26 protein-coding genes are annotated in these 23,188 nt (G+C 47.3%); 19 read left to right on the top strand and 7 right to left on the bottom strand.

What is annotated here, in order from left to right; genetic code table 11:
* Positions 1 to 221 precede the first annotated feature (221 nt).
* Positions 222 to 1,739 (top strand): leucyl aminopeptidase, encoded by a 1,518-nt coding sequence (locus tag Q0N89_RS05540; protein WP_294034229.1) that lies wholly within the window; start codon positions 222 to 224, stop codon positions 1,737 to 1,739.
* A 97-nt stretch (positions 1,740 to 1,836) separates the two neighbouring features.
* On the opposite strand, the gene Q0N89_RS05535 is transcribed toward Q0N89_RS05540, so the two are convergent.
* Complete coding sequence (locus tag Q0N89_RS05535) at positions 1,837 to 2,163, bottom strand: TraR/DksA C4-type zinc finger protein (RefSeq protein ID WP_294034227.1); 327 nt, start codon at positions 2,161 to 2,163, stop codon at positions 1,837 to 1,839.
* A gap of 272 nt (positions 2,164 to 2,435) precedes the next feature.
* Entirely contained in the window at positions 2,436 to 5,069 is a 2,634-nt protein-coding gene (locus tag Q0N89_RS05530; protein WP_294034225.1) for a TonB-dependent receptor, read from the bottom strand.
* Between the two features lie 250 nt (positions 5,070 to 5,319).
* Here Q0N89_RS05530 and Q0N89_RS05525 point away from each other — a divergent pair, with 250 nt between their 5' ends.
* The 4 genes from Q0N89_RS05525 (at position 5,320) to arsB (ending at position 8,140) form a co-directional block, all read left to right on the top strand.
* Positions 5,320 to 6,027: a VIT family protein gene (locus Q0N89_RS05525; RefSeq protein ID WP_294034222.1), complete on the top strand. Its 708-nt coding sequence runs from the start codon at positions 5,320 to 5,322 to the stop codon at positions 6,025 to 6,027.
* Positions 6,028 to 6,358: 331 nt separating this feature from the next.
* Complete coding sequence (locus Q0N89_RS05520) at positions 6,359 to 6,661, top strand: helix-turn-helix transcriptional regulator (RefSeq protein WP_294034220.1); 303 nt, start codon at positions 6,359 to 6,361, stop codon at positions 6,659 to 6,661.
* 67 nt (positions 6,662 to 6,728) lie between these two features.
* Positions 6,729 to 7,139, top strand: coding sequence for an arsenate reductase (glutaredoxin) (gene arsC / locus Q0N89_RS05515; protein ID WP_294034218.1), 411 nt, complete (start codon positions 6,729 to 6,731; stop codon positions 7,137 to 7,139).
* A gap of 2 nt (positions 7,140 to 7,141) precedes the next feature.
* The gene (arsB, locus tag Q0N89_RS05510; RefSeq protein ID WP_294034216.1) at positions 7,142 to 8,140 is read left to right on the top strand and encodes an ACR3 family arsenite efflux transporter; all 999 of its coding nucleotides are present in this window, start codon (positions 7,142 to 7,144) and stop codon (positions 8,138 to 8,140) included.
* A 64-nt stretch (positions 8,141 to 8,204) separates the two neighbouring features.
* Here arsB and Q0N89_RS05505 read toward each other — a convergent pair whose 3' ends face one another.
* Positions 8,205 to 8,939, bottom strand: coding sequence for an HXXEE domain-containing protein (locus Q0N89_RS05505; protein WP_294034213.1), 735 nt, complete (start codon positions 8,937 to 8,939; stop codon positions 8,205 to 8,207).
* A gap of 155 nt (positions 8,940 to 9,094) precedes the next feature.
* Between Q0N89_RS05505 and Q0N89_RS05500 the strand changes: the two genes are divergently transcribed.
* On the top strand, positions 9,095 to 9,646 hold the full coding sequence (locus Q0N89_RS05500; protein ID WP_294034211.1) for a hypothetical protein: 552 nt from the start codon (positions 9,095 to 9,097) through the stop codon (positions 9,644 to 9,646).
* Between the two features lie 90 nt (positions 9,647 to 9,736).
* Here Q0N89_RS05500 and Q0N89_RS05495 read toward each other — a convergent pair whose 3' ends face one another.
* Positions 9,737 to 10,690, bottom strand: coding sequence for a nitronate monooxygenase (locus Q0N89_RS05495; protein ID WP_294034209.1), 954 nt, complete (start codon positions 10,688 to 10,690; stop codon positions 9,737 to 9,739).
* A 103-nt stretch (positions 10,691 to 10,793) separates the two neighbouring features.
* Between Q0N89_RS05495 and Q0N89_RS05490 the strand changes: the two genes are divergently transcribed.
* The gene (locus Q0N89_RS05490; protein ID WP_294034206.1) at positions 10,794 to 11,666 is read left to right on the top strand and encodes a LysR family transcriptional regulator; all 873 of its coding nucleotides are present in this window, start codon (positions 10,794 to 10,796) and stop codon (positions 11,664 to 11,666) included.
* 52 nt (positions 11,667 to 11,718) lie between these two features.
* On the opposite strand, the gene Q0N89_RS05485 is transcribed toward Q0N89_RS05490, so the two are convergent.
* The gene (locus tag Q0N89_RS05485) at positions 11,719 to 12,312 is read right to left on the bottom strand and encodes a YigZ family protein (protein ID WP_294034204.1); all 594 of its coding nucleotides are present in this window, start codon (positions 12,310 to 12,312) and stop codon (positions 11,719 to 11,721) included.
* 124 nt (positions 12,313 to 12,436) lie between these two features.
* On the opposite strand from Q0N89_RS05485, the gene Q0N89_RS05480 reads away from it, so the two are divergent.
* Positions 12,437 to 13,141 carry a pseudouridine synthase gene (locus tag Q0N89_RS05480; RefSeq protein WP_294034202.1) on the top strand — a complete coding sequence of 235 codons (705 nt, stop codon included), beginning with the start codon at positions 12,437 to 12,439 and terminating at the stop codon, positions 13,139 to 13,141.
* Between the two features lie 54 nt (positions 13,142 to 13,195).
* Here Q0N89_RS05480 and crcB read toward each other — a convergent pair whose 3' ends face one another.
* The gene (gene crcB, locus Q0N89_RS05475; RefSeq protein ID WP_294034200.1) at positions 13,196 to 13,555 is read right to left on the bottom strand and encodes a fluoride efflux transporter CrcB; all 360 of its coding nucleotides are present in this window, start codon (positions 13,553 to 13,555) and stop codon (positions 13,196 to 13,198) included.
* Between the two features lie 15 nt (positions 13,556 to 13,570).
* On the bottom strand, positions 13,571 to 14,467 hold the full coding sequence (gene rlmB / locus Q0N89_RS05470) for a 23S rRNA (guanosine(2251)-2'-O)-methyltransferase RlmB (RefSeq protein ID WP_294034198.1): 897 nt from the start codon (positions 14,465 to 14,467) through the stop codon (positions 13,571 to 13,573).
* Positions 14,468 to 14,639: 172 nt separating this feature from the next.
* Between rlmB and recN the strand changes: the two genes are divergently transcribed.
* The 11 genes from recN (at position 14,640) to Q0N89_RS05415 (ending at position 22,937) form a co-directional block, all read left to right on the top strand.
* A complete protein-coding gene (recN, locus tag Q0N89_RS05465) occupies positions 14,640 to 16,382 on the top strand; it encodes a DNA repair protein RecN (protein ID WP_294034196.1) in 1,743 nt (580 codons plus the stop codon).
* Complete coding sequence (locus Q0N89_RS05460; protein ID WP_294034194.1) at positions 16,379 to 16,936, top strand: YqgE/AlgH family protein; 558 nt, start codon at positions 16,379 to 16,381, stop codon at positions 16,934 to 16,936. The genes recN and Q0N89_RS05460 overlap by 4 nt, the downstream gene beginning before the upstream one ends.
* A complete protein-coding gene (gene ruvX, locus Q0N89_RS05455; protein WP_078255008.1) occupies positions 16,936 to 17,424 on the top strand; it encodes a Holliday junction resolvase RuvX in 489 nt (162 codons plus the stop codon). The genes Q0N89_RS05460 and ruvX overlap by 1 nt, the downstream gene beginning before the upstream one ends.
* A gap of 37 nt (positions 17,425 to 17,461) precedes the next feature.
* On the top strand, positions 17,462 to 17,947 hold the full coding sequence (locus Q0N89_RS05450) for a hypothetical protein (protein WP_294034191.1): 486 nt from the start codon (positions 17,462 to 17,464) through the stop codon (positions 17,945 to 17,947).
* Positions 17,948 to 17,986: 39 nt separating this feature from the next.
* On the top strand, positions 17,987 to 18,226 hold the full coding sequence (gene tusA, locus Q0N89_RS05445; RefSeq protein ID WP_078255006.1) for a sulfurtransferase TusA: 240 nt from the start codon (positions 17,987 to 17,989) through the stop codon (positions 18,224 to 18,226).
* A gap of 15 nt (positions 18,227 to 18,241) precedes the next feature.
* Entirely contained in the window at positions 18,242 to 19,165 is a 924-nt protein-coding gene (gene xerD / locus Q0N89_RS05440; protein ID WP_294034187.1) for a site-specific tyrosine recombinase XerD, read from the top strand.
* 102 nt (positions 19,166 to 19,267) lie between these two features.
* Entirely contained in the window at positions 19,268 to 20,080 is an 813-nt protein-coding gene (locus tag Q0N89_RS05435) for a glycosyltransferase family 2 protein (RefSeq protein ID WP_294034185.1), read from the top strand.
* 94 nt (positions 20,081 to 20,174) lie between these two features.
* A complete protein-coding gene (locus tag Q0N89_RS05430; protein ID WP_294034183.1) occupies positions 20,175 to 20,477 on the top strand; it encodes a hypothetical protein in 303 nt (100 codons plus the stop codon).
* Between the two features lies 1 nt (position 20,478).
* Positions 20,479 to 20,754, top strand: coding sequence for a type II toxin-antitoxin system RelE/ParE family toxin (locus Q0N89_RS05425; protein WP_294034181.1), 276 nt, complete (start codon positions 20,479 to 20,481; stop codon positions 20,752 to 20,754).
* A gap of 204 nt (positions 20,755 to 20,958) precedes the next feature.
* A complete protein-coding gene (locus Q0N89_RS05420; protein ID WP_294034179.1) occupies positions 20,959 to 21,564 on the top strand; it encodes a methyltransferase in 606 nt (201 codons plus the stop codon).
* A 20-nt stretch (positions 21,565 to 21,584) separates the two neighbouring features.
* On the top strand, positions 21,585 to 22,937 hold the full coding sequence (locus Q0N89_RS05415; RefSeq protein ID WP_294034177.1) for a deoxyguanosinetriphosphate triphosphohydrolase: 1,353 nt from the start codon (positions 21,585 to 21,587) through the stop codon (positions 22,935 to 22,937).
* Positions 22,938 to 23,188: the final 251 nt, after the last annotated feature.

Below are 23,188 nucleotides of genomic sequence, written 5' to 3'. Positions count from 1 at the left end.
TTGATAAGTTTATTTTGTTGCGAATTTTTGCTTAATAATTACAGCATGATTACAGTCCATCCTGCCAAGCCGATGCGTGTCATTATCAGGATTTACCGATGATTTGCCTTGTAAATTTCATTTTTGCATGACCGCAATTTGTGCTACACTAGATGCGTGTTTTCACAAAAGCGTTTCTTGTTTTTTAGACCAGTGTTTTAGATAATTTATAAGGATTTACTATGCCAACCAGTGCAATCAAACTTGGCGTCCACGCCGAATTGACACTCAAAAAAGCCACCAAAAATAACCCACTACCAACCATCGTCGTCTATGCCACAGACGCAGGGGATGTACTTGGCGGTTTTGGCGATGCCGAATATCTGCTGCGTGCCGACAGCCTAATCAAACAAAGCAATTTTAAGGGCGGCCTAGGCGAGAGCGTCACCAACTATGCCATCCATGCCAAAGATTTCCCTGTGGTGACTGTGATTGGCGTGGGCAAGCTTGAAAAACTAGCAGGCAATATCGCCAAAGTCGCCGCTACTACTTATACCGCCATCAAAAACAGCCAAAAAGCGGCTATCTTGTGGGGCGATACCATCTGCCACAAGCACTTTACGCAGTTTGTCCTAGCGCTATTGGCGGCTGCTTATCGCTTTGACCATCACAAGAGCAAGCCTGCCGATGCCGATGCTATCAGCGAGATTAGCATCATCTCAAATCGTGATGAATTGAGTGCTTATCAAACGGCACTGGATTTCGCCCTTGCAACTGGTAAAGGCGTGAGTGCGGCTCGTGACCTTGCCAATGAAGCACCAAATGTCCTTAGCCCATCGGAGCTAGCCAAAAAAGCAAAGCAGCTCGCCAAAGAGTACGCCGACAAAATCAGCGTGAGCGTACTTGGCGAAAAAGAAATGCAAAAACTTGGCATGGGCTGCTTTCTCGCCGTCTCGCAAGGCTCAGACGAAGAAGGCAAACTCGCCGTCATCGAGTACTATGGCAAAACCGGAAAAGCTGGCAAAAAAGCTCGTCTGTCTAACCCAATCGCCTTGGTCGGCAAGGGTTTGACCTTTGACTCAGGCGGTATCTCTATCAAGCCATCAGCAGGCATGGAAGAGATGAAATTTGACATGGGCGGTGCGGCATCCATTCTAGGCACAGTGCGAGCTGCCGCCGAAGCCAATCTTGCCATCGACATCGTCGCTGTGATTGCCTGCGCCGAGAATATGCCATCAGCACGCTCAGCTCGCCCGGGCGATGTCGTCACCGCGATGAACGGCACAAGTGTCGAAATCCTAAATACCGATGCCGAAGGTCGCCTAGTACTGTGCGATGCACTGTGCTATGTCCAAGAAAACTACACACCAAAAGCCATCATCGACACCGCCACACTCACCGGTGCGTGCGTCATTGCGCTAGGTAGCGTGCGTTCTGGCTTGTACAGTAACGACGAAGATACGCTATTTGCCCTAGAAGCAGCAAGCGAATTTACCAATGACTTGGTATGGCATATGCCACTCGATGATGACTATGATGCCCAAATCAACTCAAAAATCGCCGACATCCAAAACATCGGCGGTCGTGAAGCTGGCTCAGTCACCGCAGCGTGCTTCCTAAAACGCTTCATCAAAGACGGTCAAGCATGGGCACACCTAGACATCGCAGGCACAGCATGGAAAGGCGGCAGCACCAACACCGCCACAGGTCGCCCTGTCGCTTTATTGACGCAGTATCTACGCAGTCAAGTCGAAGAATAAGCAATACAGGCTAAGCAAGCAAAATGCTTATCCCAAACAAAATGCGGTTCATCACGAACCGCATTTTTTATTGCATCCGCCTAAGTTTATTTGGCGTTTATTTAGCGTGTGTCATGCACAGCGTGGCAAACGGCACAGCATCCAAGCGACCTTCTTCGATGTCTTCGCCACACTCAGCACAGACGCCATAGCCGCCTTCTTCGATACGGCGAAGTGCAGCATTGACTTGGGCGAGCTCATGCTCAGCTTCGTGCACGAGTGCCATACGCATCTCATCACGCGTGGCAGCGACGGCTTGGTCGTCCCAGTCTTGGTTGCTGTTGTCATCTGGGTGGGCGATGCGGTCTTTAATCTTATCGATACGGGCTTGATATTCTTGCTTGAGCGCAAGTAACACATCTTGATAATGCTCAGTGCTTTTCATGGTCATAGCTCCTTATTTGCTTGGTTAATCGATGTCATCAATGATGATATTTCACTCTTTTTTCCACTTCTATTATTCATCAATTCTTATCAAAACTCAAGCGGTTTTCTGATGAATCAGCCCATCATTTTTCACTGTCATTATCATACCATCATCGGCAGATTTGCCCTATTTTTACCCAATTTTCATCAAATTTTTGCCCAGATTTTCATAAAAAAATCGGCGCGTTTTGCACCGATTTTTTGCTTTGCCATATGACTTGGCATGACAACCTAAAAGCGATAAGTCGCCCCAAAGCTGATGCTACGCCCCATCTGCGGAATATAGGGTAAATAAGTTGCGTGTGCATAGACTTTTTGGTTCAAGAGATTATCCGCCTTGATAAAGACATCGACATCGCCATATGCCATCGGCTTTTGGTAAGTCAGCCCCAAATTTAGCATATCATGCCCTGCGGTCTTGTGCTCGAATTTGGATAATTTATCTTGGTCAAACACTCGATAATACTCAAGCTCGCCCGTCCACTGCTCACCAAACTCAGCCTTTAGGCGTGTGCCTAGACGCATGGGCGGTAGGCGCGGCGTGGGTCGATTGGCTTGTGGTTCATAGGTTTTTTTGCCTGTCGTTCTATCATACGCTACCACCGCATCAGGCAAATCCACCAATCGCCCATTGATGACATCGCCAAATACGGATGCATGATAAGTATCATTCAACTGATAACCAATCTTGCCTTCAAAGCCATGAAACTTCGCCCCAGACTGGCTATAGCGGTTGATTTTGAGCGAATACGGCGCAATCACCGTGCTATTGCCAAGCGATTCATTGAGCGTCTGTAGATAGATATAATTATCAAAATCATAATAATAAGCGGATAATTGATAATCAAGTCGCTCGCCTTGATAGCCGAGTGCAAGCTCAATGTTGTTGGATTTTTCTTTGGTCAAATCCTTATTGCCCACTTCAAATGAGCTGGTCGCTAGGTGCATCCCATGCGTATAAAGCTCTTGGGCGGTTGGCAAGCGTTCTTGGTGCGATGCACTGATGCTTAGGCGGTATTCAGGTGTTACTTGCCACTTGGCACCGATGGCGTATGAGAAGGCGTGCTGTTCGTTTGGCTTGGTATTGTCTAGGGCATTTGCCAAATCGGATGCACGCTCGGCATTGGCGGCAGCGACAGTCGCTGAACAAACCGCATTTTTGGCACAACGCTCACTAATCGGATTGGGCTGCATCACTGATGCAATCTTGTCCGTATCATAGTGCATCTTGATACGCTGTGATGCCGCACGAGCCGATGCTTCTAGCGTCACATCACCGAGCTGATACTGCTGTAGCCCAAAGATTGCCCAATTATCCGTGCTATTTGTGCCAAGCATTTGCCGTCCTTTATAGACACTCGGGGCAAGTGCGCTATTATCCGCCGTCAGATACTGCACGCCCCAGATGCCTGATAGTCGCTCAGTGGGCGTTTGGGTCAGCTCAATGCGTGCTGTGGTGGCTTTGTTACGAAAATCACTGCTGATGCGTGTGCCTTCTTTTTCTTGATGCTGATAATCAGCATGAGCGACACTCACGCCAAGCTTATCCACGCCTGCCATCGGCTGATATACCGCCGCCTTGATGTCATAGCGACGATTGGTCAAGTCAATCCAAGGCGCACCATGCTCATGCGACTCGGTACTGCTGTGCGTATGATTGCCACTCGAATCAAACGATGCCGCCTGCAAGCAGTCCGCTCGTGGATTGAGATAATTGACATCCGTCTCATCCATCAGCTGTGGATAGCTCATCAGATACGGCTTTTTGCGCTCGCTCGATGGCAAAATCACATACGCCCCACAGCCTTCGTACATCGCATTGTGCGCAGGCAGACCGTACTCATCATGGCGATGGCTGATGGATGCACCCACATAGCCACGCTCGCCCACCCACGAGACACCAAGCGCTAGCGCATCTGACTCCGACCAGCTCTCAGGCAGATAATCGAGTGTCTGTGGTGTGACGATGGCGTTTTGGTAAGTTTGTTTTTTAGTTTGATAATCGCTCTCGCTACGGATAAAGTGGCGCTCGCCTACAGGACGATAGCGAAAATACGGCGTCTGATGACGATTGGCAAGCCAGTGCTGATATTCTGACTCTAGACTTGCCAAGTTATCAGGGGCGACGATGTGTGCCTTGAGTGCTTTTTCGCTGTCAAAATGATACTGCTGATGCTTGGGCGTCTGATAATCACCTGCACGACGAACGAGCCCTTGGGCGGTGATGGCGATATGCTCGCCAATCCCTGCTGATACCGCTGCACTGACCAGCTTCTCATCATTGGCACTGCCATAGCGGGCACTAACTTCACCGGTAGCGACACTTGGCACGCTCGTCTTAATCACATCATCCACGACATTGATTTGCCCTGCGACATTGCCTGCGCTATACAATAGGGTGCTTGCGCCACGCACGATTTCGACTTGCTTGGCAAGCAAGGTATCGACCATCACCGCATGGTCGGGCGATAGATTTGCCATATCAAGCACATCGGTGCTGTTTTGGAGTACCTTGAGTCGCTTACCTTCTTGACCACGGACGATGGGTGCAGATGCACCACCGCCATAGTGGTTGGAATGTACGCCCAGCTCGCCCGCCAAAGCATCACCAAGTGTTGCCGAATTTTTCTTGAGCGTCTCTTGCTTGATGATGACATCCGATGGCTTGGCTTGTCCAAATAGGCTCTGGGCGGTGCGGCGACTGACGACAATCTCATCACCGTCGAGCACCACAGTTGGCACAATATCCGTCGATGTCGTGGCAGGTGTGTCAGATGCAGTGTCATCAGCATAAGCTAACTGCATGGCGAATACGCCACCGATTGCCAATAATAATGGGCTTAGGCGTCTTGTTTGGGTGTGCATGATTTTTTCCTAATAGGTGATAAAGTATAACAATTATTTCAAAAATGTATTAAGTCAATGAATAAAGTTACATAATGTTATATTATTATATAACTATCGTCAAGCAAATTTGTAAACAAGACCCATTTTCAGATAAGAAATTAGGCAAAAAATAGAAACATTTTTAAGTACAATTTAAAGACAAATCAGTCATTCACGATGTCAATTCTTGGCGTATAATAGGCTCAAATCAATGCATTTTGGAAAAACCATGTATTCAGCTCATACCGAACCGCATTTTAGCTCACGCAACAACTGGCTACGCGCCGGCGTACTCGGGGCGAATGACGGTCTTATCTCGACAGCTAGCCTACTGATGGGTATGGTCGCAGGTAATGCCACTATGAATATCTTGATGCTCACCGCCCTAGCCGCCATCATCGGTGGTGCGCTGTCAATGGGCGCAGGCGAGTATATCTCGGTGTCATCACAGTCGGATACCGAAAAAAGCGACCTTGCCAAAGAAGCCTATGAGCTCAAGCACAATCCTGACAAAGAACTGAATGAATTGACCGAAATCTACAAACTGCGTGGGCTTGATGATGCACTTGCCAAGCAAGTCGCCGTCGCCCTGACCGAGCACAACGCCCTAGAAGCACACGCCCGTGATGAGATTGGGCTGAGTGATACCCATTCTGCCAAGCCACTAGAAGCGGCGATGGCATCAGCAGCAGCCTTTATCGTCGGTGCGGTATTGCCACTGATTAGCCTATGGCTTGGCAATCGCATTGGGGCAGATTTGAGCATCATGCTTGGGGCGACGACTTTGGTAGGGCTTGCGCTATTGGGTTATTGTTCTGCCAAGCTTGGCGGTGCCAAAGTCGTACCAGCGATGGCTCGAGTGCTGATTTGGGGTGTGTTTGCGATGGCGGCGACGGCGATGATTGGTCGCTTGTTCGGTGTGTCGGTGGCAGGCTAATGGACAAGTGGCGAGCGTGTACGAAATTTCGTACAAACATTGCCGATTTTTGCCACTTTTGCTGATATCATCATTTTGGCATAATATATCCAACAGCACAGGAAATCGATACAGGATGTATCAAGCAAGGATGATAAGCTGTTAGTATGGAAACACCGTAAGGATGCACGCAGGATATGCACCAAAAAGCCACAAGTGAAAGCTTGTGGCTTTTGCTTTGGGTCATCACATTTCTTTCGTCGCTTTTATTCTTATTTCAAGACTGATTGAATTATTTATCACAGCACTTTATAATAAGCACATATTTATATCCCAACGCTTTGCCATACCTATGAATACCGAACAAGCCAGTCAGTTATTTGAAGCTCTCTCATCGCCCAGTCGTTTGGCGATTTTTCAAGCATTGTCAGCGATGGGCACACAAGGGATGATTGCTGGCGATTTGGCAAAACAGCTGAATCTTGCACCAAATTTGCTGTCATTTCACCTAAAATCACTGCATCATGTCGGGCTGATTCGCAGTCAGCAAGAAGGTCGATTTGTCCGCTATTATGCCAATCTGACCTTGATGATGGCATTGACGCATTATCTGACCCAAAACTGCTGTATCCACAGCCAAGAGCAATGTTGCTGATTTTTTTGGGCGACTGATTTTTTTAGTTATAATTTCAATGTTTCTTGAATTATTGTAAGGATAAGTCATGAAAAACACCACCATTTATCACAACCCCGCTTGTGGCACTTCACGCAATACATTAGCACTCATTCGCCACCTAGGGATTGAGCCGACCATCATTCATTATCTGGAAAATCCGCCTGATGAGCGTACTTTGCGTGAGTTATTATCAGCGATGAACTTGACGCCACGCCAATTATTACGCACCAATGTGCCTGAATTTTTGGCCTGTGGACTCGATAACGAAGCACTTGATGATGATACTATTATCAATGCTATGCTCGCCCACCCCATTTTAATCAATCGTCCAATCGTCATCACCAATAACGGCGTGCGACTGTGCCGTCCTTCCGAAGTGTTTTTGGAGATTTCGCCTGTGCCTTTATTGACCGATTTCGTCAAAGAAGACGGCGATGTCATTGTGGCAAGGGGGTAATGATGGGGATTTTTGAGCGTTATTTGAGTCTATGGGTGGCACTCTCGATTGCTTGTGGTGTCGCACTAGGACTACTTATGCCGGATGCGTTTGGGCAAATTGCCAAGCTTGAGATTGCTCACATCAATCTGCCGGTGGCGGTGCTGATTTGGCTGATGATTTATCCGATGATGATACAGATTGACTGGTCAGCCATCAAAGATGTCGGCAAAAAGCCCAAAGGCTTGGCACTGACATTGTTTGTCAATTGGCTGATTAAGCCTTTTAGCATGGCGCTGATTGGATGGCTGTTTTTTAAAGTGCTGTTTGCTGATTTGGTCGATCCGACATCGGCAAGCGAGTACATCGCAGGTATGATTTTGCTGGGTGTCGCACCGTGTACGGCGATGGTGTTTGTCTGGTCGCAGCTGGTCAAAGGTGATGCCAACTACACGCTGGTGCAGGTGTCGGTCAATGATATGGTGATGATTTTTGCATTTGCGCCGATTGCAGGGTTTTTGCTTGGAGTGAGCGACATCAGCATTCCGTGGCAGACTTTGGTGTATAGCACCATCTTGTATGTGCTGCTGCCCTTGCTGGCTGGGATGATGACCCGCAAGCTACTAAAAGCAGATACCGCCAAAATCGCACAGCTTAGCGCTCGTCTTAAACCATTTTCAATCGCAGGATTATTATTAACCGTGGTGCTGTTATTTGCGTTTCAGGCGCAGACGATTTTGGATAATCCACTCATTATTCTGTTAATCGCCATTCCGTTGTTAGTGCAGACTTATGGGATTTTCTTTTTGACGTATGGTTTGGCAAAATACTTAAAACTCCCCCACCAAATCTGTGGTCCTGCATGTCTGATTGGTACGAGTAACTTTTTTGAATTGGCGGTAGCAGTGGCGATTTCACTATTTGGCTTACACTCTGGTGCAAGCTTAGCGACCGTCGTCGGTGTACTGGTCGAAGTGCCTGTGATGCTTTCACTTGTGGCATGGCTCAATCGTCGGCAATGATGGGTGGGAAAAGCCGTTTGAATATCATTTCAAACGGCTTTTTCAATTTTCGGGCTACCTGAAATCATTTGTTTGCCAAAAACCAACGACTCAACAACCACGCCCACAAAAGCGGCGAACCAATCGCCAATAAATCAAAGGTATATAACGCCACCACACCACCTTTATCCAAAGACGCATACGCCCCAAACAAAATCAAATGCCCAATCGTTCCCGCCAAAAGCGTTGCCCCATACGCCCACACGCTCATCACCTTTTGCTTGGTCAGCACAAAGCCAAGCCACACGCTTACAGGGATAAACAATAAAATACTGGTTATCGTGCCACCACTTGCCGAATCCAGCAGTGAATTGCCCGACACGAGCCAGCCGACAATGTGCAAAAGCCCATTAGAAAAAATCAGCCCAAATGGAGCCAATGCCACCATCGGATTTTTACGATAAAACTTTGCCCCAATCATCGCAAACAGCCACAAACTCATATTCACTAGCCAATAATGTTGAACAGGAATTGGGCAATCAGGATAAGGCAAATAGCCCACTTTCTCACAAATCATATTGGCAAATGGATGCGACAATTTTGCCCAATCATAATGCAAAGCGTATTCTTCAAATTGATGTAGCATATACATCGGTGCAATCAGCCACGCAAACCATTGTCCGTCCCAAAGCCTTGATTTAGCGGTATTGCCACGAAAAACATCGGTCAAAAACAACACGCCAAACATTGCCAAAGCAAAACCCAGTCCCAACCAAGACCAAGCAAAATCAAATTGTGCAACAAAATCATTCATCATCATTTTTTTCCCATGTATTGAATGAATGCAGTTTACAAATAAGACGCATATGATGAAATGGTTAATATTTCATAAAAAATAGACTTAATGGTATAAATTGCAAAATCTATACCATTAAGTCTATAATCAGTTCAATATTAACCTAATTTTATCTTACCATGACCACCGATTTACGCATTCAACGCACTTTGTATATGATACACACCAGTTTCATTAGCCTATTGCAAACCCATGAATTTGAGCAAATCAGCGTATTGATGCTTTGTGAAAAAGCCATGATTAACCCCAAAACGTTTTACAAATATTATGCAGGAAAAAGTGCATTGGCAGGGGCGTTAATTAAGCAATTTAAATATGAATTAGCACAGCTACAACACGAGCGTTTAACCACGCCCAATCCCAAGCAATTTTTGCAAATCGCCAGTCAATTCTTTTTTGATAAGCGATTGATGTTGCTTGCACTTTGGAAAATCAACACCAAGCGTCATCATTTATGGCAAGATATGCATGAGATGATTAAAATTACTTATATGAAAAAAGCACAAATGCACAATCCGTCTATTGATACAGAAATGTTGCATTTTCAAGCCCATATTTTCTCGGTTATGCTGATGAACGCGATTCAATATCAACTTGAACACAATAAAATGATAGAAAGTGAACGGATGTTTGCTCAATTTGAACAAATCGTGTATTTAATCCAAGAATAAGTCGGTATGATGAAATGGTCAATTCAGGCAGGCTGAAATTTTTGGGCGATAAAAAAGCCGTCTGAACCCAACATTCAAAAGGCTTTTTGCTTAACCCATCAATTCATCAACCAATTCCTGCACACTTTTCACACGGTCAATAGCAGAAATCCCATTGCCCACAGACACATAGCCATGCTCAAAATCGCCTTCCAGCATACCCAAACGCATCCCTGTCCCTGCATTCATCACTTTGGCAATATCGGCACGAGTAGCCCCATTTTCGCTCATTTCAAAGCATTTTTTGGCAAGTTCGGTCGGTAAAGAACGGTAATAATAAGGCTCGGTACGGAACAATAACAAATCATTGGCAGTTGATTGAACAATCCAATCTTTCACTTTCTGACTGGCTCGGCATTCATGCGTGGCAATAAACGCCGTGCCTACCCACACCCCTTCCGCCCCAAGCATGAACGCTGCCTGAACAGACTTCTTATCGGCAATACCGCCAGCGAGCATCATCGGCAAATCCACCTTGCCCACAAATTCCGCCAATACCGAAAAACTGCCTATTTCTTTCATTGGCAAGGTTCCGCCTTCATCAAAACCTGTCAGCACCAAAATATCCGCACCTAATTGTTGGGCTTTTAAAGCGTCTGGCAAATTTGGATTGAGCAAACGACAAATAATGGTAATCCCTGCCTGTTTGAGTTTGGCGTAAATTTCTTCGTCCAATATTCCATTATCCAGCACCACAGGCACTTGCTCTTCAATCAGCAAATCCACCATCAACGGAATCAACGAATAATCATAAGACAAAATAAACGGCACGCCAAAAGGCTTATCCGTCAAAGCTTTAACTTTGCGAATTTCAGCACGCATACGGTCTAACACTTCTTGATTGGAATGTGGATTGGTGGTTTGTCCAGCGTGTGGTGCTAAAAATCCCAATCCGCCAGCATTGGCAACACTTGCCACAAAATGAGCATCGGTCAGCCATGACATCGGGGCTTGGACGATGGGATATTTGATATTTAAAATTTGGGTAATACGGTTGTTTTGCATAATGTTTCTCTGTGTTAAAAATAGAATAGGTGTATTTTAGATGATTGAAATTGATAAAAGAATGGCGTAATATGAGAACATATTTTCCAAAAATGAAAATCTTATGAATTTAAATGCGTTAAGCCTATTTGTTTCTGTCGTCCAAGACGGCAGTTTGTCCAAAGCGTCCGAGCGATTAAATGTGCCGATTGCGACCATTAGCCGTCAAATAACAGAACTAGAAAAATCATTAAATATTCAATTATTTGACCGCAAAAAATCAGGCGTTAAACCCACGATGGCAGGGCAACAACTCTATGAGCAAGTTTATCAAAATATCGATAATTTATTGCAAGTAGAAAAAACTTTGACTGATAATCAAGAAATTAGTGGAAAACTGCGGATTTCTACATTCACAGGACTGGAAGAAGTGTGGGCGTGGATAGATGAATTTTGCACTTTGTATCCCAAAGTGAGCGTTCATTGCCAAGTAACCGACCATGTATTAGATTTGGTTGAAGATAATATTGATTTTGCGTTTCGGGCAGGAAATTTGCATACGGATAATGCGGTCGCTCGTTTGGCGATTATGGCAAAAACCAAATGTTTGGCACACCCAAATATTTTAGCCAAGTACGGCACACCCCAAACGCCTGATGATTTACAACATTTTCCTTGTGTAGGCTTTACCAAAGCCGAACAAAAAGAGTTGATGATTTCATTAGAAAATAAGGTGTTGAAATTGCCTTATGTGTTTGCCTCCAACGATGTGTATGCCATCGCTTATTTAATTCAACAAGGGCGTGGCGTGGGGCATTTACCTGAAACGATTGCCAATCGTTTAATTCATGAATATGGCTTAATTGAAATATTATCTGATTATCCGACGCAGGCTTATTCTGTGCATTTATTGTATTTAAAACATCGCTATCAATCAGCGGTCATGCGTGCTTTTTTGGATTTTGTGAGCAGTAAATTGGAGGGTCAGCCAGCCTGAAAAGCTTGTACGATAAAAATACCGTTTGAACAGAGTATTCAAACGACTTTTTTCACTCATCCACCACCACACCATACACCCCAAGCCCTGCACCAAAGTCATCCACCCGCGCCGCATCCATCTGCGCACGGATGACGACATCAGCGCCATAGTCCACCGAGATGATCTCGCCATCGACCGCACCTATCAGATAGCGCATCTGTGCTTCGTGGGCGAAGCTTGTTCGCACCGTCACCACCGCCTTTGGGATAAATGCTATCAGCGTCATCTGATCCACCGCCATCTGCGCCGATGTCGCATAAGCACGGGTCAAGCCCCCTGCCCCAAGCTTGATCCCACCAAAGTATCGCACCACGATGATGATGCAGTTGCCGATTGCCTTATGTTGTAAGACATTCAAAATCGGTCTGCCTGCCGTGCCGTTTGGCTCGCCATCATCATCAAAGCCTGCGCTGGTGGTGTTATTGGGATCGCCGATGATGTAGCCATAGCAATGATGGCGTGCGTCAGGATAGCGTGCCTTGAGCGTGGCGACATATCCCATCGCTTCTTCACGGCTATTGATGGGATAGGCGAATGCCAAAAACTCGCTTTTTTTGATTTCATACACCGCTTCACACGGCTCGCTTGGGGTTTGGTAGCTCACAACTGCTCTTTTGTGGTGGATTTGGGATATTTTCCCACACTTTGACCATTTGTACAAATCATCAAGACTCGGCACGCTTGGCAAAAATATGCTACACTAGCATTATTTATCGATGGAAATACTCATGCGTTTGGATAAATTTTTAAGCAAAGCCACCGAACTGTCTCGCAAAGACGCCAAAAAAGTCCTGCACGCCGGCGAAATCAGCGTCAATGGCGTCATCATCAAAGACTCAAGCCATCACATCGATGTCGCCTGTGATGAAGTGCTTTGGGCGGGTGAACCACTGTCCGTCGCCGAAGGCAACCGCTATATTTTGCTGTATAAGCCAGACGGCTTTGAATGCACCCTAAAAGCCAAAGAATATCCCATCGTCACCGATTTGATCGCTGTGCCCGAAGTCGATAGCCTACGTATCGCAGGCAGGCTCGATGTCGATACCACAGGTGCACTGCTACTGTCCGATGATGGCGCATGGCTACACCGTGTCACCAGCCCAAAACGCCATCAGCCAAAACGCTACGAGCTCACCCTAGCCGACCCGATGGATGCCGACGCACAGGCACACGCCATCAAACAAGTGGCAAACGGTATCTTACTTGATGGCGATGACGAAAAAACCCGCCCTGCCGAGCTATCATTCATCGATGAGACGCACGCCGTACTGATTTTGACCGAAGGCAAATACCATCAGGTCAAGCGTATGATGGCGTATTTTGGCAATAAAGTCATCGAACTACACCGAGCCAGCATCGGTGACATCACCCTTGATGGGCTTGAGATGGGCGAATGTCGTTTCCTAAAGCCTGATGAGATTGCGCAGTTTTGATATAAAAAAAGATATGTTTCATGTGGAACATATCTTTTTTGCCGATTTTAGTTGTTAGCCACACGCTCGCCCAAGCCAAAATCCCATCACCACTGCCATGATACCGCCGAGTAGATGCAGTAAGATGATGAGCATGGCTTGGGTGTATTTTTGGGCGATGAGCATCTCAAGTACATTGGCGGACAAAGCCGAAAAGGTGGTAAAACTTCCCAAAAATCCCGTCACCCACAACAGCCGTGACTGATCGGATAAACTCATCGCAAGTAACGCACCCATGATGAATGAACCAACCAAATTGACCAATAGTGTCGGTATGGACACGGTCGCTGTTGTAGGTAGATAGACACCGATGAACCATCGCAGACTTGCGCCACCGACAGCACCGATGGCGACCCACAGCCATTGGCTTAGCATCTTATCATCCTGCCATCATCCCATCAATCGCTGACGAGCCACTTCATACAGCGCCATACCAGTGGCGACGCTGACATTGAGACTCTGCGGGCGATCGGGCGTATTCGCCATCGGGATATAGACCAAAGTATCACACAGCTCTTGGGTGAGTCTGCGCATCCCATCGCCTTCTGAACCCATGATGATGGCGACTTTACCGCCAAAATCACACTTGTGCAGTGGCTTGGCGGTATCGTCAAGCGCCGTGCCAAACACGAACACACCTGCTTTTTTGAGCTTATCAAGCGTACGAGCCAGATTGGTCACGGCAATCACATCAATCACTTCGGATGCACCCACCGACACTTTGGCGACCGTCGGCGTGATCGGTGCTGACTGATGGCGTGGGATGATCACCGCATCCACGCCCATCGCACACGCTGAGCGCAGACACGCACCCAGATTGTGCGCATCGGTAATCTGATCCAGCACCAAAAACAGCGCATCATCCTTAGCCATCAGCTGATCAAGCAACCCTTCATCCGCCATCGGCGTCACACGAGCCTGCGCCACCACACCTTGATGCTGATGACTGTCGGCAAGCTCTGCTAGACGCTCCTTGTGTGCCATCTGCACACTGATGCCAAACTCCTGCGCCATCTGCATCATCTTGGCGTGCTCATCGCTGATTTGTCCATCATCACGACTTTGGATAAAGACATTCAGCACATCTTCGGGGCGACGCTTAAGTAGCATCGTCACCGCATGGATGCCATAAAAATACGGGTTTTTTGGCTTGGCATCTTTTTTGTCTTTGAAGGATTTTGAGCCTGTGTGCTCAGATTTGCCAAAAGCTTTGTGGTGGGATTTTTTGGCGTTAGACAGCTTGGCTTTGTCTTTAAAAGATGATTTGGCAGGCTTATGGCTACTCATGGCGTTCTACTTAACTAACAATAATCAAGCTATTGTGGCAAAATCACAAGATGATGTAAAGCGTTTTTGTAGCTTGACCGCCACGAAAAATCGCCCTTGTAACATTTTCGCCATTGCCAAATCAAGCGGCTTTGATTATGATAAAGGGTTGTTCCATTGATTGGATAAATTCATGCTCATCTCTCTTACACTCCAAAATCTTGCGCTCATCGACGAAAAAGAAATCAGCTTTGATGAGCGGTTCAATGTCATCACAGGTGAAACAGGCGCAGGTAAGTCATTGATATTAGACGCATTATCCCTATGCGCCGGCGAGCGAGCCGACAGTGGCATGGTGCGTCATGGCTGTGATGAAGCCACCGTTTTTGGTGAGTTTGACATCACAGGCAATGCCCAAGTGTCAGCATGGTTTGATGAGCATGACCGAGCGCTCGACGAAGACACCTTATTAATCCGCCGAAAAATCAGCGCACAAGGCCGCTCAAAATCATGGATTAACGGCGTGCCAGCAAGTATCAGCGAGCTCAAAAGCCTTGGGGCGATTTTGGTCAATATCCACTCACAGCACGCAGGACTTGAGCTATTAAAGCCCCAATTTGTCATTGATTGGCTAGATACTATTGGCGAATTGAACGCACTCAAACAAGACACCAAGCGCAGTTTTCAGGCTTATCAAACGCTCAAAAAACAAGCCGATGACGCACGCAGTCAATCGGCTCAGCGTGCTGACCGCATGGCGTTATTATCCGCCAAGCTTGCTGATATTGAGCCGTTATTGTCGGTGAATTTTGCTGACATTGAAGCAGAATACGATGAGCTGTCCAATCTTGAAAATCTAATGCGTGATGCGCTAGAAAGTGCTGTCCTGCTTGATAATGACGACGATGCGCCATCAGTGGCAAGCCTACTTGGGCGTGCGATGCGTATCTGTGATAATAATGCCAATGCTAGTAAGACCTTTGGTGAGTGCAGTCAGCTACTAGCGCTCGCCCAAGAGCACATCAATGATGCCGCCGCCAAGCTTGCCGACTATGCCGAACAACAGCTACCTGACGAAGCTCGCCTAGATGAGCTCAACACCTTATTATCCCTAGCGCATCGCTTATCAAGCAAATACCACACGCCCATCGATGAGCTCATCAATGATGCCGCCGACTGGCAACAAGAGCTCGATATGCTAGATGCCTTGCCTGATAATGACACCATGGATGCCAAAGTCAAACAAGCGTATGATGCTTATCTGGCATCAGCAGATGCACTCGATAACGCCCGCATCAGCATCGCCCCTGACATCTGCGAGCGACTCGAAGCACGGCTATTGCCACTAGCACTGCCTAATGCCCGCTGTGAATTTGCCTTTAATCAAAAAGCCGAAGAGCAGTACAATCAGCATGGCAAATATGACATCGCCCTGCTCTTTAGCGCCAATGTCGGTATGCCACTACAGCCCTTGCACAAAGTCGCATCAGGCGGCGAGCTATCTCGTATGGCACTCGTCATGCAGGTGATGGCAGCCGGTGACGGTCTGCACGCTCGTCCGACTTTGGTCTTTGATGAAGTGGATGTCGGCATCAGTGGCGGTACAGCGCAAGTGGTTGGCGAGCTACTACGGACGCTTGGCAAGCACCAACAGCTCCTTGCCATCACCCACCAAGCCCAAGTCGCTGCTGCCGCCCATCGCCACATTCTCGTGCACAAAGAGCACGGCGAGCAGACGGTGAGCGATATGCAAATCATCACAGGCGATGCCCAAATCGATGAGCTTGCCCGTATGAGCGGTGGTGTCAATATCACTGATGCGACTCGTGCTCATGTCAAAAGCCTGCTAGATGATATCCGCCATGCCGATGAGCTGACCGCCAATCTGCCGATGAGCGATGTCAATCTTGACCCATCAGCCCAAGGACAATCATGAGCCAAACAAAAAAACTGACGCATCATTTTTTGATTCCTAGTCAAAAAATGCGTGATGAGCGATTTTTGGATGCGGTCATCTACATCTGTCGGCACACCGATGAAGCCGCTTGGGGATTTATTATCAATCAGCCGCTGCCAAACAGTGTCGGCAGTCTGCTTAGTGAGCTTGATTTACCTGTCAGCCAACAAGCGATGAACACGCCTGCCATCAATGGCGGCCCTGTGCGTCCCGAAGCAGGCTTTGTGCTACATACAGGCTTACCAGATTACAAATCATCTTTTGCCATCAGTGAAAATGTCTGCTTGACGACCAGTAAAGACATCCTTGAGCATCTATCTGCCGATACGCTACGCCATTATCTATTGTGCATGGGGTATTGTAATTGGGGCAAAGGACAGCTCGATGATGAGATTGCCGATGGTGATTGGCTCGTGTGCCCTGCTGATTTGCCGACTTTATTTGGCATACCATTTGAAGACAGGCTTACCGCTTGTCGCCAAAAACTTGGCATCGATACCGACACGCTTAGCACCATCATAGGATACGCCTGATGACCGATACGACCACACCGACACTGATTTTGGCACTGGATTATGGCGTCAAAAAAATGGGCATGGCACTGGGCAATAGCCTAACTCGTGATGCTCGGGCATTTGATATTTTGGCGATGAATAATGGTCAGCCTGATTGGGATAATTTGCTTGGTATCATTGAGCATTGGGGGATTCATGAAGTGCTGGTTGGGCTGCCGCTTAACATGGATGGCACAGAATCCATGCTCTCAAAGCGTGCGCACAAATTTGCCCGTCGCCTATCGCACCGACTTGCCGAACGCCGTCAAGCGGTGTCTGTCTTTATTTATGATGAACGCCTAAGCTCAAAAGAAGCCCGACAAATCGCCCTAGATAACGGCTGGATTAGCTCGCCACTTGAGCCGATTGATGACATCTCTGCTTGCCTGCTCATTGATGGCTATTATCATGCGCCTGAGTATGCGATTTTTATTAATAACCACAAAGACAGCCCAAAAGACGATTGATTGCCAACTTCATCATCCGACCAACACAGGACGCCCCATGAACCCACAGACACAGCTCATCAGCCATATCCGCACCGCCATCCGCCAAGCCACACTCTGCGTTTGGCTTGGGCTACTTGCGATTGCGTGCTTTTGTGTGTTTGGCACATTGGCAAGTATGGCAGCGTTCAAGGACAGTAGCCTTGTGTATTATGCCTTTCATTATCTGCCCTATGCGCTGATTGGGGTGAGCATACCACTTAGCCTGTATCATGTGTTTTTGTTGATGCGCTATCGCATTGTGGATTTTTCAATCCTTGTGATGATTCTTGCTACAGGGCTTGGTTTGCTTGGCTTTACGCTGATTCGCCTGCTGGTCAGTGGTGCGGATATGGTGTTTTTTATGGGGCTGTTTTTGGCGATGATTGCTTGGTTTGGGATGCCGTTTTTGTTTCGGGTGAATTTTCGTAAGTTTTTAAACTTCTTAGAAGATGAGCAAGCAAGCAGACAAACGCCGCCCAACCCAACTCACACAGCCCAATAAATACAGCATAATTAAATACAGTATAATCAAGGAAATACCATGACGACCATCACTCACACCCTAGATACCACAGGACTCATCTGCCCTGAGCCTGTGATGCTACTACACAAGACCGTCCGAGCTGCCCAAGGCGGTGAAGCCATCGAAGTGCTCGCCACCGACCCTGCGACCACGCGTGATATTCCCAATTTTTGTCGTCATCTAGGGCATACGCTCATCAGCCAAGACACGCTTGATGATGGCAGCTATCGCTATGTCATCCAAAAACGCCAAGCCTAAATCAGTCCGCTTATTATGGCAAAATCCACCACGCCACGCCAAGACAGTGCCGTCATCTATGATGATGACCCCGATTATCTGAGCGAGTTTCGCTCATCGATGCTCTCTCGTGGCTTATCGCTTGCCACACGCAATGCCTATAGCCAAGATTTGCGCCTGTGCATTCGCCTATCAGACACGCCTGTATCACAGTGGCAAAGCGCTGATGTCATCGCCCATCTTGAGCGCTTGACCCAGCTTGACAAATCGCCCCGCTCAATCGCCCGCAGTCTAGCAAGCCTACGCCAATTTTTCTTATGGCAAATCGAGACGGGCGTACGAGACGACAACCCTTGTGCCCAAATCAAAACGCCCAAGCTTGGCAAATCCCTGCCCAAAACCCTATCCGAGCGAGATGTGGGTGCACTACTATCCGCCCCCGATGTCGGTAGCCTGCTTGGCACTCGTGATAAGGCAATGCTTGAAGTGCTCTACGCCTGCGGACTGCGGGTCAGTGAGCTGGTCAATCTATCACTTGATGCGCTCAATCTCAATTCAGGATGGCTTATCATCACCGGCAAAGGCAACAAAACACGGCTAGTACCGCTTGGCGAATATGCTCTGACAGCACTCGAAGCCTATTTGGCGGTGCGCAGTACGATGCTTGTGGGTCAAAAAGACTGTCAAGCGGTGTTTTTGAGCGAACAAGGGGGCTATATGACACGGCACAATTTTTGGCATATCATCAAAAAATACGCCCTAATCGCCGGTATCAAAAGCACCATTTCACCGCACACACTACGCCATGCTTTTGCCACGCATTTGGTCAATCACGGGGCAGATTTACGCAGTGTCCAGCTACTGCTTGGGCACAGCGATTTGTCCACGACGCAGATTTATACCCATGTCGCCACCACACGCCTGCAAGCCTTGCACAGTAAGCACCATCCTAGGGGCTAGACGGCTTGGCGATTGATAAATTGGCAAAAAAGCCATGCCAAATGGCAACACAATCCAAGATAATCCACACAAACGAGTTTTTAAAATTTTTAAGGTTTTGCGATGAAACTGCCCACGCTTGATGTCATCATCCCCTGCTATAATGCCGCCGACACACTCCATCGTGCCGTATCCAGCGTGCTCAATCAAAGTACTTATCATAAGCTCATCCTTGTCGATGATGGCTCAAGCGATGACACGCCTAATATTATCACTAAACTTTGTCAAGAATTTCCCAATAAAATCATCGGCTTATCCATGCCAACCAACAGCGGTGTCGCCAAAGCTCGCAACTATGGGGCATTATCTAGCGATGCTGATTTGGTAGCATTTTTGGACGCTGATGATGCCTATGAGCCGACTGCGCTTGATGTCGTGCCAAGCGTGTTTTATTTTATGCCAAACTTAAGCCTACTACGCCTTGCCCTGCGTCCTGTGGATTTGGCGGCTCGTTATGCCAATCATCCTGAATTGGCAAAAGCGTGGGATATTTTGCAGATGACTGTCGGCGGTAATATGATTTTTCGCCGTAGTGTATTTTTGGCGTGTGGTGGCTTTCCCCAAGATGAGTTGTTTCGCAAGCTTGGCGGTGAAGATGGGGCGCTTGGCATTGCCTTAGCTGAGATGACGGCGGTCGGTACGCTGTTTGATGATACGCACAAAGGCGTCCTGCATTATTGCCGTGATGGGATGCACGCCGAGCGCTTGCTTGATGCGTATTTATTTGGCAAACATGACCCACGCATCACGCCAGATGCCGCCGCCTATGCACGCGCCGCCACCGAGCGTATCAAGGCACAATTGGCCGCTATCCGCACCGTCGTCAATGAAGATGCCATCGGTCGTCGTCCGCTGATTTTAGAATATGGCAAATGATGGATAGGCGACATGATTTGTCAGTTGATTTCTTGTATTTGCTCTGTATTTGCACTACAATGTCATACAAATGAATACAAAAAAAGGTGGTCTTATGCCGATCGCAACCGCTGAAAAATCCGCCATTTCACTTAGAATTGACACCAAAACCAAACAAGCGCTACAACAGCTTGCCGATAGACAAAACCGCAGTGTGCACTACATGGCGGTGCAGATACTCGACCAAGCTGTACAAGAACAGCTCGCCTACCAACAACTGCTTGAGACACAAGTCATGCAAGCCAGTGACAAGCTACATACACACCTACAAAAAGGCGAGAGCGCGGGGCTTGGTCGCATTGATGCATATAACAAGGCGCTAGCGCGTGCCAAATCATTTTTGGCAAATCAAGGCTAATATGAGCACACATAGCGTTTATGGCGTGATTTATACGCAAACAGCACAAGATGATTTGGAGCAGATTGCCCTATTTTATGCACAGACCGCCGATTTGACGGTGGTGGAGCTAATTTTGGGGCGGATTGACAGCGCTATGATGACACTAGAGCAGATGCCAAGACGCTGTCAAGCAGTTCAATTTGACACCAAAGGGCGTGATATTCGCAAATTATCCATACCAAAAACACCCATCATTACCTATTTTGAAATCATCCAACAGACAGTCTATATCTAAAAATCGAGCACGGCAAAGCAGATCAAAGACACCTATTTGAGTACTTATAACACGCCGATTTTGGGCGTTTTTTTGTAGTTTGACGACAAATCCATTCATCCTAGACTGATTCATATCAATGATAGATTTGCGCCACTGCGTTTGTGTGTTACAATTTGATGCAGTGCCCATTGGCTAATTTTCCCATCAAAAAAAGAGTTTATCATGCACCAAATCGACCCTGAACTACTTGCCAAATCCAAACACTGGCGCAACGACATCCACTTTCGCCAAGAAGTGCTTGGCAAGCCGTTTGAATTTACCAGCACTTGGGGGATTTTTAGCCCCGAAAAGCTCGACGAAGGCAGTCTGATGCTGCTTGATTATATTGATTTTAAACAAGATGATAATTCCATCGATTTGGGCTGCGGCTATGGCGTGCTTGGTATGACTGCCGCTCGTGAATGTCCAAACGGTCAGCATCTGCTCATCGACAAGGACTTTGTCGCTGTCGAATATGCCAAATTAAACTGCCAAAAAAACGGTCTGACCAACGCTGAAGTCATGCTCTCAAACGGCTTTTATCATGTCGATAAAACTCGTCAATTTAGCCTTGTAATGAGCAACCTACCTGCCAAAGCCAGCAAAGAACAGCACTATTTGTACTTACTCGATGCGTACAATGCGATGGCAAGCGGGGCAAGATTTTATGTCGTGACCATCAACGGGCTACGAGATTTTATGAAACGCTCATTCACCGAAGTATTTGGCAATAGCGATAAAATCAAACAAGGCAAAACCTACACCATCACGATGGCAATCAAGGAATAATCAGCACAAAAGGAGCTGTGATGACACAGTTTGACACCGCCACCGCCAAAGCCCTGTGGCAAAAGCGTCTGTCCACGACACGATTTAGTGTCATCCAAGGGGAAGTTATCCCAAAGACAGTCGCCACAGGTAATATCCGCAGTAACTTTCATATCGACTATGATCGGGTGGTGTTTAGCCGTGCTTTTCGCAAGCTTGGACGCAAAACCCAAGTGCATCCGTTTGCCATATCAGATCACACGCACAACCGCCTAACGCACAGTGTCGAAGTCGCCAGTGTCGGGCGTAGTATCGGCAATCAAGTCGGTGCTTGCCTAGAAAATATCGGCGTACTGCCCGATGAGTTTAGCGCCAATAGCATCGGTGCAGTGGTGCAAGTGGCGTGCCTTGCGCATGATCTTGGCAATCCGCCATTTGGACATACTGGTGAAGCGGCGATTCGTGAATGGTTTGGCAATCCCAAGCACGCACCGTACCTTGATAGTCTAACGGACGACCAGCGAGCAGATATCTGCACCTACGAAGGCAACGCCCACAGCCTACGCACCGTGCTTAGCCTTGAGATGTACAAAAATCAAGGCGGTATGCGCCTAACTGCCGCAAGTGTCGGTGCGCTGATCAAATACCCTTGGGGTGCTCGTCATCCAAGCGGTCAGGGTCAGAAGTTTAATATCTATCAAAGCGAGCTACCCCTATTTGACCACATCGCCGATGCGCTTGATTTGCCAAAAATCGATAACCGCTGGGCAAGACATCCGCTGTCTTATCTGATGGAAGCAGCCGATGATATCTGCTATGCCCTGCTTGACCTTGAAGATGCGGTCGAGCTTGGCTTGATTAGCCTAAATGAATTTAGCGATACCCTAAAAGCACTGATTGATGTTGATAAGCTTGCCAATATCAATCACCCCGATCAGCGATGCGGTGCAATGCGTGGCTCTGCCATCGGTCGTGCGGTCGAAGGCGTGGCGACTGCCTTTATGACGCATCATGATGAGCTACTGACAGGGACATTTATGCACAAAGATTTGCTCGCTGTCTGTGATGATGCCATCCTAACGACGCTGACAAAAGCCAAAAAACTTGCCGCCAACAAGGTCTTTCGCCATGATAGCAAGCTTGCCACCGAGATTGCTGCCTTTGGCTGTCTTGGGGCGATATTAGATTTGCTGATTCCTGCTGTATTTGCCAAGCATCAAGGTGCAAAGCTTAGCACCAAGCATGAACTGGCACTTGATTTGCTCGGCTTTGACAAGTCAGATACTCACACCCTGTACGATGACTATATGGGTGTGCTGGATTTTATCTGTGGTTTGACGGATAATACCGCTGCTAGACTGGCTCGTGATATTTCAGGCGTTGGCATGATTTAGGGATGGAGTATTAAAAAGTAAAAAGCTGTTTTGCGACCAAAACAGCTTTTTTTGTTCATTATGACTTATCAAAACTGTGCTTGTACACCAATCACGGCTGCTGTGATAATCTTAAACTCATAACGATTCACCCCCCCATTCAAAAAAACAACACTTTTTATCACAACCCATTCTCATCCGATAGCTGCTCCCATTGTGGGAATATTTATCACTGCTAGAATCATTATCATTTAGATAAAAATAAATTTATT

The sequence above is a fragment of the uncultured Moraxella sp. genome (genome assembly GCF_945873075.1).
Classification (GTDB): domain Bacteria; phylum Pseudomonadota; class Gammaproteobacteria; order Pseudomonadales; family Moraxellaceae; genus Moraxella.
Note: the sequence above shows the minus strand (reverse complement) of the source record. Positions and strands in the feature narration are given on the sequence as shown.